This window comes from Pontimicrobium sp. IMCC45349, from assembly GCF_047219225.1.
In the GTDB taxonomy this organism is placed as follows: Bacteria; Bacteroidota; Bacteroidia; order Flavobacteriales; family Flavobacteriaceae; genus IMCC45349.
The window spans coordinates 3,331,460-3,343,428 of the sequence record NZ_CP178208.1 but is presented as its reverse complement, the minus strand read 5'-3'; the positions used below and the strand labels follow the sequence as shown (position 1 = coordinate 3,343,428).

The following is an 11,969-nucleotide window of genomic DNA, read 5'->3' as shown; positions in this document are numbered from 1 at the left end:
TAGAATAAAAAAGCCACTTTAAAAAGTGGCTTTTTTTTATACTTTAAGTTCAGCTAAAGCTGATTCTACTATTGGTATCGCTTTATCGAGTTCATCATTATGGACAAATAACTCTTGATGCCCAGGAATTGCTGGTCCAAATCCAGCTAAACGACCAGATTCTGTTTCATCTTTAATAATAGGTCTAATTCCTATTTCTTCAAGACGAGATATAATTAAATTAACTGTAATAAAGTTTCCTGTGAATATTCTAGTATAATGCGTTTCCATAACAATAACTTTTAAGATTGACTTTAATTTACGAAAAATTATCGACAATTAAAAGTTAAAATGTTCCTACAAAACCTATTTGGTTACTACTAAATCTAACATTCCAGGTAATTTGTTTAGGCTTTTTACTATAGCTATAGGCATCAGTATTGAATAAAAATTTATCAATGCTATCCACGACAATAATACTTAAGGCAGCAGCAAAACCAATATCTGATAACCAATGCGCACCATCTACTAATCTTGAAATAGGAGCTAAAGAGCCTAGAGTATATATTCCAACCTTTGTCCAAGTATTATCAAATTGTTTTGCAATGGCATGTGCCATAGTAACTGATAACACAGTATGCCCAGAAGGGAAAGAATGGTGATAAGATTCTTTAGAAAATGGTTTAAAAAAATTTGGTCCTTCTCCAGCACTAGGTCTACCACGACCAAATCCAGTTTTACTTAAGGTTTGTATAAAACCACTTGTAATAGACGATGAAATAATAAGCACACTTGTTTTTCGTACTTTTTCATTTTTTGTAAAAAGACCAAAGCCATATAAACCAGCATTTGCCATGAAGTAGTTTTGTGGACTACCAAAATACCAACCAACATCTCTTAAACCTTTTGGATAATCGTCTTTAATATCTTCAAAAAAAGAATTGGTTTCATTATCTAATGTAGCCATAGCAAAAGTACCAATAACTAAACCTCCTAATTTAGCATAGTCTTTACCTTTCCATTGTAAAGGTCTCGTAAATGAGTACTTGACTCCTCCAAAAGTTGTTTTGGCGTCATATTTAAAAAGCTCCCATGTGGTTGGCTCTTTTTGAGTTGTAGTTTCTAGTTGTTGGGCATTTAAAGTATTTGAGATACTTAAAAATATAAATGCAAAACAAAAAAGGTTTCTTATAAACTTCATGAAAGCAAAAATACTATAATTCTGTAAATTTATTTGGATGTATTAATTTGTTATAGAAAACTCTTAAAAAAGCCCTTCCAAATTTGAAAGGGCTTTTTGTGTTATCTTAATTCTGCTCCAAGCTGTTTTTCAAAATTAGCTTTTAGCTTATTCATTATTTTATCAATTTGTTTATCTGTAAGTGTTTTATGCTCATCTTGAAGCATAAAGCTTACAGCATAACTCTTTTTACCTTTTGGTAAGTTTTTACCTTGATATACATCAAACAGGTTTACATCTTTTAAAAGTTGTTTTTCTGTTTGTTTAGCAATAGTATGAATAGATTCAAAAGTTACATCATCATTTAATAATAAAGCAAAATCACGACGTACTTCTGGATATTTAGGAATGGTTTTAAATTTAATTGAATTTCGCTTAGCTACTTCCAAAACATTATCCCAATTAAAATCGGCACATAGCACATTTTGAGAAATTCCAAAACTCTTTAATACTTGTTTCTTTAAAATACCAAACTCTACAAGTTTTGTTTTGCCTAAACTTAAACTTAAGCCTTCACTAAACAAATCGTTTTTAATAGGAGCAGTTTTTAATCTAGAAATTCCTAAACGAGCAAAAAGTGTATTTACAGTGCCTTTTAAATAAAAGAAATCACTTGCTTTAGTTTGATTAATCCAACTTTCGCTTGTTCTGTTTCCTGTCAAGAAAAGTGATAAATGTTTATATTCTTCTCTGGTACCATTATAATCATGGTAAGTCTTTCCAAATTCAAACAGTTTTAAGTCACTTTGTTTTCTATTAATATTATGAGCTAGTGCTTCTAAGCCTGAAAAGACCATAGATTGACGCATTACAGATAAATCACTACTTAAAGGATTTAACATAGATACGTTATGTTCTTCTTTTAGTTGTTCACTTAAAGTAATATAATTAGGTGATGTTAGCGAGTTAGCCATCATCTCAAAAAATCCTTGAGATACTAATTGGTTACCAATAATATTTTGAACTCTATGGTCTTCAAATTTTGAAGAGTTAGAAATAGAGGCATTAAGCTTATCGGTTGTACCTACATTATTATAACCATATACACGTAAAATCTCTTCAATAATATCTGCTTCACGTTGTACGTCATTTCTATAAGCAGGAACTGTAAGTCCTAGACCTGTTTCGGTAACATTATTTACTTTAATGTCTAAAGAAGTTAAAATGCTTTTAATAGTTTCTCTTGGAATTTCTTCACCAATTAAGTTTTTAGCATTCTCAAAACTTAGACGCACTTCAAAGTCTTTAATTTTGTCAGGATATTCATCTGTAATATCACTTGTAATTTCACCTCCAGCAATTTCAGTAATTAAAAGAGCTGCACGTTTTAAAGCATATTCTGTAATGTTTGGATCTATACCTCTTTCAAACCTAAATGAAGCATCAGTATTTAAGCCATGACGTTTAGCAGTTTTTCTAACACTTACAGGGTTAAAGTAGGCACTTTCTAAGAAAATACTAGTTGTGTTTTCGGTTACACCAGAGTGAATACCTCCAAATACACCAGCAATGCACATTGGTTTTTCAGCATCACAAATCATTAAGTCATCTTCATGTAATTCACGTTCAACCTCGTCTAAAGTTGTGAATTTTGTACCAGCAGCAACCGTTTTTACAACTACTTTATTACCAGCAATTTTTGTAGCATCAAAGGCGTGTAAAGGTTGACCTAATTCGTGTAATACATAATTAGTTGCATCAACAATATTATTAATAGGAGCTAAGCCAATTGCCTTTAACCTATGTTGTAACCATTCTGGAGAGTCTTCAACTTTTAGTCCAGAAATTGTAACACCACAATAACGAGGTGCTCTTTCTTTATCTTGAACGTCTACATCTATTTTAAGTATTCTGTTATCTACATGAAAAGCACTTACAGATGGTGTAATAAGTTCAAGATTAATATCTTTTTGCATTAATCCAGCTTTTAAGTCACGAGCAGTACCAAAATGACTCATAGCATCGGCTCTATTTGGAGTTAATCCAATTTCAAAAACTTGATCATTTTCAATATCAAAAATATCAGCAGCAGCAGTACCAACCTCAATAGTATCGTCAAGTACCATAATACCATCATGACTTTTACCTAGACCTAATTCGTCTTCGGCACATATCATTCCATGACTAGCTTCACCGCGAATTTTACCTTTTTTAATAGTCCATGCTTCACCTTCTTCAGTATATAAAGTTGTACCAATAGTAGCTACAGGTACTTTTTGTCCAGCGGCTACATTAGGTGCACCACAAACTATATTTAAAGGTGTTTCTTCACCAATATCTACTGTAGTAACTTTTAGCCTATCTGCATTAGGATGTTGCTCACAAGTCAGTACTTTTCCAACCACAATACCTTCTAGTCCACCTTTAACAGATTGATAGCTTTCAATACCTTCAATTTCTAATCCTAAATCTGTTAAAAGGTCACCTGTTTTTTCTGCGTCCCAATCGGTTTTAATAAACTGTTTTAACCAATTATATGATATCTTCATTATATACGTTTTACATCAAGATGCAAAGATAAAATAATGCTGATAGCATTCAAATAAAGCATGTGAAATTGTAAACTAATTATTGTAACGAAATTATTAGGCATTATAACGATTTTAAAGCATAGGCTAACTTTTTTTATATAAGTTTAATAGCTATTAAAAAATCAAAATAACGAATAACGTAGGTATCATGAAGAAATTAAAATTTTTAGGAGCTATGGTTTTAATGCTAACTTTAGCATTTTCGCAAACTGTTTGTGCTCAAGAGGTTAAAGAAGGTGTAAAGAAAGAAGTTAAGTCAGATGTAGAAAAAAAGGAAGAGACTATTAAATTACAAAAAGAAGCATTAATTGCTGCTAAAAGAAAATTATCTGAAAAGAAAAAATCGGTTAAATCTTTAGAAGAATTACTTGAAAAGCATAAGGTACAATTAGAAAAAGATAAAGCTGAAGGAAAATTAGATAAGGAAAAGGCGAAAAAAATTGAAGAAAAACTAAAGCTTAAAGCTAAAAGTTTAGAAGCTACTAAAGCTGAGATTAGTAAATTAAAAGCTGAAATTTTAGAAATAAAGAAAAAGATGCAATAATAGCATTATATAAATAAGTTAAAGGCGTTATTTTAATAACGCCTTTTTTATTGTAAGATATTTATTGTTACTTCGATTAATCAAAAAAATAGTTAATGCGCTACATTTATTTATTAGTAATTGTTGTGTTTTCTTTTTCATGTAAGGACACAAACCAATCTCCTCAATTAGAAGCAGGAGTAACTTATAGAGCAATATTGGAAGTTCAGGATAATAAAGAATTACCCTTTTTATTTCATGTTAATTCTGTAAATAAACTACAAGTGTTTAATGGCGAAGAGATTATAGAAGTAGATGAGGTAACTTATAACAACGATTCTATATTTATTAAACTTCCTGTTTTTGAAGGCTATTTGGCTGCTAAATTTGTAGATAAGAATCTTAAGGGTAGTTTTATAAAAGAAAGCCTAGATAGAGTCGTGCCATTTAGTGCAGAGTATAATAATGACGTGCGTTTTCCAGAAAATAAAGTACGTCCTCCAGAGCCTGTTGATGGTACTTGGGAAGTCGTGTTTAGCAAAGGAATTGAAGATGATGAATATATTGCTAAAGGTATTTTTGAACAGACAGATCATTTTGTTAGTGGAACTTTTAGAACCACAACTGGCGATTACAGGTATTTAGAAGGCATAATGGATGGAAATATTATGAAATTATCTGCTTTTGATGGAGCCCATGCTTTTTTGTTTACCGCCAAAGTTAGTGACTCTACCATGCAAGGACATTTTTACTCTGGGAATCATTGGAAAGAGCCATTTGAGGCTATTAGAAATGATAATTATGAATTACCACATGAAGATACTTTAACCTATTTAAATGAAGGTTACAATGCTTTTACATTTAGCTTTCCAGATGTTAATAGTAATCTTGTGTCTTTAAATGATGAACGTTTTAACGATAAGGTAGTATTAGTACAAATTATGGGAACATGGTGTCCTAATTGTTTAGACGAAAGCAAGTATTATGTTTCACAATACAAAGCTTTAAAGGACAAAGGAGTAGAAATAGTAGCATTGGCTTTTGAGTATGCAAAAACTAAAGAAAAAGCATTTAATAGTATAAAGCGTTTACAAGATAAAATAGGAATAGAATATCCTGTTTTATTAGCACAGTATGGCACTTCTAACAAGCAAAAGGCACAGGAAAAACTACCAATGTTAAACCACGTGTTATCTTATCCAACTACAGTGTATATAGATAAAAAAGGACAAGTGCGTAAGATACATACAGGTTTTAATGGTCCAGCAACAGGTGAGAAGTATGTTAGTTTTCAAGAAGAATTTAATGCTTTTATAAATACACTTTCTGCTGAATAGTACTCCAGTGTTCAGTAATCTTGTGTGTAATTATCAAATTCAATTTTTTGGCATTATTGAACCTATTTTATTTATAATTATTTAATTTTTAAAAGTGATTGTTTGTATTCAATATAAGTTTTGATTATTTGTTTGCTTGATTGCTCTTTATCTTTTTTTATTCTATCTAGTTCTGGATGAATGTTTAGGTTTGGATGGAATTCTTGGATATTCTCTTTGCTCCAAAACATAAGTTCAATAAGAATTGGTGTAAAAGACAATCCTTTTTCTGTAAGTGTGTAAATATTGGTTTTCCTGTTTTCAGGATGATTTTCCTTTTTTATTATTTCAAATTTTTCCAAAAGTTTTAATCTTGAAGATAGAATGTTAGTTGCAATTGATTCTTGGCTTTCAGTGAAATCTTTAAAGGTACTTTTCTCCTCAAAAAGCATTTGTTTAATTATAACTAATGTCCATTTGTCTCCAACAATATCTAAAGCTGAAGTTATAGGACAATGACATCTAAATTTATTCTCCATTTTTAAAAATATTTAAAATTACTTGCAAAACAAAAGTAATAATTATATTTTTGCTTGCAAAATAAAAGTAAAAATAAATGAAAAAAGTATTATTAACCGGAATTTCAGGTTACATAGGTCAGCATTGTGCAGTAGAATTATTAAAGAAAGGGTATGCTGTAAAAGGTACTGTTAGAAATTTATATAAAGCTCAAAAGCTTACAAAAACAATAGAAAAAAATATAGACATTAATGGGAATTTAGAATTCTGCGAGTTAGATTTATTAAATGATGATGGATGGGATGAAGCAGTTGCAGATTGCGATTTTGTGATGCATGTAGCTTCTCCTTTCTTTTCAAAAGTGCCTAAAGATGAAAACGAACTTATAAAACCTGCTGTTGAAGGAACACTACGAGCTTTAAATGCAGCTAATAAAGCTGGTGTGAAACGCGTAGTGCTAACGTCATCAATGGTTGCAATGTTGGGAGATTTAACAGGCAACAAAAACATTAATGAACAAAGTTGGACGAACACAAGCACTAAAAACATTACTGCATACTTAAAGAGCAAAACGCTAGCTGAAAAAAGTGCTTGGGATTTTGTAAAGGATAAAGAATTAGAGTTAGTAACAATTCATCCTGGTCCTGTTTATGGACCAACATTATCTAACAATTTATCAGGTGAATCTATGACCTTGTTTAAGCGTATAATTACTGGTGAATTGAAACAAATGATTAATGCAAGTATCAATATGTCAGACGTTAGAGATGTAGCAAAAATTCATGTTCAAGCATTAGAAAATAGTGAAGCTAGCAATCAACGATTTATTGTAGCAACAGAAATTGCTCATTCATTTCAAGAAATCACGAAAGTATTAAAGTCAAATGGATATGAAAAAGTTGGTACAGGTTTGATTCCCAATTTTATGGTCAAATTATTATCACATTTCAATAGTGAAATGAAAGGAATGTTGCCTTATGTTGGAAAAGAATATGAAGGTAATTTAAGCAAAACAAAAGAAGTTTTTAATTGGAAACCAATTCCTTTTGATAAAATGGTGCTAGATACTGCTCAATCTGTCAGCGACTATTTATAGTTTTAATTGTTTTAATTGGGTAAATGCATTTATATAAACGTTTTTAATTTATCAAATCAATACGTAGAAATACGCACTATTTTTTTATTATTTTTTTAGTAACTGTGCCCAAATTAGTTTCAATTTTAACTAAGTAAATACCAGTAGCTAAAGTTGCTATATCAATAGTATTAAAGTTGTTACTAATAGATTTTATACTTTGTCCATAAGTATTATAAATTTTTATGTTATCAATGCTGTTACTTGAATCATTAACATATAGTTTAGTATGCTCTGGATTAAATGTTAGTTTAATATCTTGTAATTGCTTTTCTGAAGTAGAAAGTAGGTAATTTCTAAAAATAAGTCCGTTAAAAATAGGTGAATGCATTGTTAACTCTAAGCCTAAACCATCAGCAGAAGGTGTAATATCATAAGAAAAGAATCCTAAATTTTCAAGAAACAATCCTCCCAAAAAGTCGAAATACATGCTTTCAAAACTGTTGTGTATAGTATCATCACAAACTGATAAACTAGGTAAAAAACTTGTGACTACTGGATAATTGTAATTATCATGTCCAATAGTACCAGAAAAGCCATTACATGCTCCTATACCATAAAAAGTTAAATTATCATAAAAGGTAATTATTGGTACTATTTCTGGTTCAATGTCTGTAACTATATATTCTTGATTGCCTTCGGTTTCATAATTCTGAACTAAATACCAGGTTTGAAATAAATGTTGATCAAATTCTTGAGCATTTATACTTGTTGAACAAAAAATAATAGCTAAGAGCAGTAAACGTTTCATGGTTAAATGTTTTAACTCTACTAAATTACAATTTTAATGTAAGAAAATCAATACGTATAATTACGTATAAATATAAAAGCCTGTACAATTTGCACAGGCTTTTATTTATATTTTAATATTTTTTTATTCTATAGCTTTTATTAAAATAGCAGCTTTGTTAAAATCGGAAGCTGCATTGATAACAGTTCTAAACTCCTCGTAACGTGCAATATCATATACATTAGATTTATAAAACTCCCGTATTGTAACAATTACTTTATTCCCTTTTAGTTCATAACTAGATTCAAACTTACAAAGCTTGTTGCCTTTTACAGATTTGTAGCTTTTGTTAATGTTTAGCGCATCTAAACCTTCGGCTACATAACCTTCTGGAATGTTAATAGTAAGTACATAATCGTATTGGTTTGGATACATCATTTCTATTGGATTTACACGTTCGGTTTCTTGATATAACTCACTTTGTAAACCAATAACTTTTCCTATTTGGAAAATGTAGCTATCACCAGCTTCTTCCAATAAAGACTCTGAGGTTATTTGAGAGTTAATAATCAACGGCTTATTGTAATCCATTTGTGCCATATCTATGTTATCAGACTTAAAGCTGTCAATTACTTTATCCTCAATACCAGAGCTAGTAAGTTGGTCTTGAAACTCAACTTGCATTTCTTCTGGATAAAGATTTAAAACTGTTCTGTAAGTTGATGCCCAATGGCCTGTATATTCTTGATATTGCTCAAGGGTTACACTTTCGATATCATCGTTAAATGTTATGTTTGTTTTTCGGTTGATTGTACTGTAATTAGCATCAGTTTGAATAATTTCACTAAAGTAGTATTCAAATGTTTCAGTAATAAACAAGCCATAATTACCTAATAGGTTAAATGGCGCTTCACCAACTCTATATTCAATTCTATCTGGACTGATATACTTTTCTTCATTTGGTAAATAAATTACAAAGTTGCGTAAACCGCTAGGGTTAAAAAATTCTGGATCAAATTTATGTTCAAAACGATTTGCAGTTAGTACAACTTCGTAAGGGATATTTAATGCTTTTAAATAGTGTGCATAAATTTTAATAATCCCAAAGTCACTCGCCGATTTGTTTTCTAAAATGGTAGTTAAGTCGGTAAGTTCTTCGTTATTGTTTTTTACAATGGTAAAGTTGTTTTTTATATAATCGTCAAGCAATGTTGCCTTTTGATAATCTGAATATTCTTTATCATCTGCAATGATATTTTTAATATCACCCTTTATAATGTCGTTTACTTCTTCTGGGAAGAATTTTCGTCCAACATTATTTACCACATTGTTCCAAAACATTTCTTGCGTAATATTTTGTTCTTTAGGGAAACACTGATAAACTACTGCAATATTATTAGCTTTTGGTGTAGCATACTCTTCTTCAATCATAGCAGGAATATCTTTAATAGTAAGTACTCTTGCTTTTTTATCGTCAATATAATCTATATTAAAAGTTTCGTGAGTTCGGTATGCTTTTGCATCAGCATTAAAGTCGCCTGTAATGAAAATAAATTGAGCTTCTCTAACAGCATAATCTGCTTGAAGTGTTTCGCTACCTTGTAAGTCGTATTCCTTTTCTACAGTATATAATAATTCAATTTCTGAACCTTTTTCGGCACCTTCAATAGCAAAAATTTTAAAGTCACCATATTCTTCAACATTGTTAATCTCTTTAATGTTTTCTTTGTTAAAGTTGGTAACTTTTCCTTCTGTAGTTATTGTTCTTGCTTTTACATCAATCAAATTTTTTACATCGTACATAGGAATGTAAACGGTGTTATGTCTATTAATTCCTTTATCGTCATTAACATGTACAATAGTATGTTTAGTTTCAAAAACGCGTAAACCTTGATTAAAAAGACCTTCGGTATATTCAACAATGTGCTTTTTTAAAATAGCAACCGAAGATTCTTTTGCTTCTTTTTCGGTAAGCTCATGTTTTTGAGGTGTTTCTTCCCAGTTGTATGTTTTGTAAAACTGTGCGTTACTAACTGTTGTAACTGCTAATAGGAATATAAATGCTATGTTCTTAATCATATACTTTTTTCTATTGTTATACTTTTTTTATAAGCTTTAATTAAACTTTTAATAAAGCTATTCCAAGATTCAAATTCGTTTTTGTTTATACTAAGCGTATTAATATAAACGGTTTTATGTTGGATAATGGTATTGTCTTTTTGAGTGTAACTTATGTCAAAACCATAATGCTCATGACTAAAAGAAAGGTCTTTAGGTATAGATACAATTTTGTAACCTTTAGGTAAGGTAAACGTAGTAGTGTAATTGCGTTTAAACTTATTTTCTATTTTTTTACTGTACTTTCTGTTATCAATATCTATTTTACTTTTAGCTAAAACGCGATCAATGTTTAAGTTGATATAAGTTTTGTTAGCAACCGTTTTGGCATAATTATCAATTTGTAAATCGTAACTAATATTTAAGGCTTCACGTTTATTATTAAAGTTATTAATATCTATGTTCGTGTATTTAGTTTTATTGTTACCTAAAGCAAGGGTTACGTTTAAAAACTCTTCTTCTGAGATATCATCTTTGTTTACACGATATTTATCTATAAAATCAACTTTTTCGTAACCTGTAAGAGCTCTAGTTTCTTTTGCAGTAAGACTTGAGCCATTTAGTGTCATTGTAGTGTTTACTTGAGATATACTTTTATCTGCTTCTTGAACAGGAACTTTAGTAACTTTAAAATTATGCTTATCAATACTTATTAATGCTTGTTTGTTTTGTGTGAAAGAACTAGGCATACCATAAGGTACATAACTGTCTGTAGCATCTAGATAAATAGTATCATTTTCTACAATTGCTGCTGTTATAACATGATTGTCAACTAGAGGAGAAGGTAAGTCGGTATATTTATAAGGCTTACTTCTAGAGCCAATCCAAGTTCTATAAGATTTTATTCCAACATGATTTAACATTTCATATAACAGGTTAGACATGTCCTTGCAATCTCCATAGCGTTTATCACAAACACTTGCAGCACCACGTGCAATAAAACCTCCCATACCATCTTCAAAAGCTACATAAGTAATTTTGTCTTGTACCCAATTAAATATGGCTTCAGTTTTTTCTTCTTCAGTATTTAAGTCTTTTGTAATGTCTTCTGCTATTTTATATACATTATCTAAGTTACTTGTGTCTACTTGATCATTAAATGTTGTGTACCATTTGTATAAATCGGTAACATCTCTTAAAACATTGTGCGTCTTTCCTTTGTACGAGTAGCTTTTAATAAAAGGAATGATATGAGGAATGTAGTACATAGGAGATTCGCTATTATCTTCCATTTTATAACTTTCTACATTTTTTACAGTCCAAGTATAGATGTTTTTATTCTTTTTTGTGGTTTTTTCAAAATCAATATTTACATGGTCTGTATTATATTCTACATAACCAATCTCTACATTTTTAGGAAAAGAAATAGATAGTTTAGCATCTTTTGTTGGCACGAAACTTCCAAAATTAAAAAGGCCTATAAATCTATGGTCTTTCATAACTTCGGTATAATCTAAGTTAGTAATTGCACCTTTTGTAACTGCAGGAAAAATAAAAGATATGGCTTCTTGGTCGTCATAAAACACAGTATTGTCAAAACCTCGTTGAACTTCGGTATAGTCTACTTCAACTTTTTTGTTTTTTTCTGGTAGAAACGTGTAAGCATTTATATTTTCAATAGAAGTGAAAAGACCACTATAACTTAATGATTCATTAGCATAGTATAAGTTTTTTGCAGTTAAAAATTCTGCTTGTTCAGAGACATTTTTAGTAATATTAAATTTACCTTTGTTTAATTCTATATTTATAAATTCATGACGTTTTATAAAGATATAATCTTCATTAGAAAAGTCTTGAGAAAAAGATATAAATGGAAGTAAAAATAGGATATATAAGTACTGCTTCATGTTTTCAAACTTAATTGTCAAATATATTTTT

Annotated in this window: 10 protein-coding genes; 3 read left to right on the top strand and 7 right to left on the bottom strand. The window is 30.0% G+C overall.

What is annotated here, in order from left to right; translation table 11 throughout:
• Positions 1 to 36: 36 nt before the first annotated feature.
• From ACLII3_RS15375 to pheT, 3 genes are all read right to left on the bottom strand, one after another.
• Positions 37 to 270 carry a putative signal transducing protein gene (locus tag ACLII3_RS15375; RefSeq protein ID WP_412985354.1) on the bottom strand — a complete coding sequence of 78 codons (234 nt, stop codon included), beginning with the start codon at positions 268 to 270 and terminating at the stop codon, positions 37 to 39.
• Positions 271 to 325: 55 nt separating this feature from the next.
• Entirely contained in the window at positions 326 to 1,180 is an 855-nt protein-coding gene (locus ACLII3_RS15370; RefSeq protein ID WP_412985353.1) for a phosphatase PAP2 family protein, read from the bottom strand.
• Positions 1,181 to 1,281: 101 nt separating this feature from the next.
• Positions 1,282 to 3,708 carry a phenylalanine--tRNA ligase subunit beta gene (pheT, locus tag ACLII3_RS15365; protein ID WP_412985352.1) on the bottom strand — a complete coding sequence of 809 codons (2,427 nt, stop codon included), beginning with the start codon at positions 3,706 to 3,708 and terminating at the stop codon, positions 1,282 to 1,284.
• Positions 3,709 to 3,898: 190 nt separating this feature from the next.
• Here pheT and ACLII3_RS15360 point away from each other — a divergent pair, with 190 nt between their 5' ends.
• Together ACLII3_RS15360 and ACLII3_RS15355 are read left to right on the top strand one after the other, a co-directional pair.
• On the top strand, positions 3,899 to 4,294 hold the full coding sequence (locus ACLII3_RS15360) for a hypothetical protein (protein ID WP_412985351.1): 396 nt from the start codon (positions 3,899 to 3,901) through the stop codon (positions 4,292 to 4,294).
• 95 nt (positions 4,295 to 4,389) lie between these two features.
• Positions 4,390 to 5,610 carry a peroxiredoxin family protein gene (locus ACLII3_RS15355; RefSeq protein ID WP_412985349.1) on the top strand — a complete coding sequence of 407 codons (1,221 nt, stop codon included), beginning with the start codon at positions 4,390 to 4,392 and terminating at the stop codon, positions 5,608 to 5,610.
• A 77-nt stretch (positions 5,611 to 5,687) separates the two neighbouring features.
• On the opposite strand, the gene ACLII3_RS15350 is transcribed toward ACLII3_RS15355, so the two are convergent.
• Positions 5,688 to 6,128, bottom strand: a complete 441-nt coding sequence (locus ACLII3_RS15350) for a winged helix-turn-helix transcriptional regulator (protein ID WP_412985348.1) — start codon at positions 6,126 to 6,128, stop codon at positions 5,688 to 5,690.
• 77 nt (positions 6,129 to 6,205) lie between these two features.
• On the opposite strand from ACLII3_RS15350, the gene ACLII3_RS15345 reads away from it, so the two are divergent.
• Entirely contained in the window at positions 6,206 to 7,204 is a 999-nt protein-coding gene (locus ACLII3_RS15345) for an SDR family oxidoreductase (RefSeq protein WP_412985347.1), read from the top strand.
• A 76-nt stretch (positions 7,205 to 7,280) separates the two neighbouring features.
• On the opposite strand, the gene ACLII3_RS15340 is transcribed toward ACLII3_RS15345, so the two are convergent.
• The 3 genes from ACLII3_RS15340 to ACLII3_RS15330 form a co-directional block, all read right to left on the bottom strand.
• A complete protein-coding gene (locus ACLII3_RS15340; protein WP_412985346.1) occupies positions 7,281 to 7,994 on the bottom strand; it encodes a T9SS type A sorting domain-containing protein in 714 nt (237 codons plus the stop codon).
• A 123-nt stretch (positions 7,995 to 8,117) separates the two neighbouring features.
• Positions 8,118 to 10,052 carry a hypothetical protein gene (locus ACLII3_RS15335; RefSeq protein WP_412985345.1) on the bottom strand — a complete coding sequence of 645 codons (1,935 nt, stop codon included), beginning with the start codon at positions 10,050 to 10,052 and terminating at the stop codon, positions 8,118 to 8,120.
• The gene (locus ACLII3_RS15330; protein WP_412985344.1) at positions 10,049 to 11,938 is read right to left on the bottom strand and encodes a DUF3857 domain-containing protein; all 1,890 of its coding nucleotides are present in this window, start codon (positions 11,936 to 11,938) and stop codon (positions 10,049 to 10,051) included. The genes ACLII3_RS15335 and ACLII3_RS15330 overlap by 4 nt, the downstream gene beginning before the upstream one ends.
• Positions 11,939 to 11,969 lie beyond the last annotated feature (31 nt).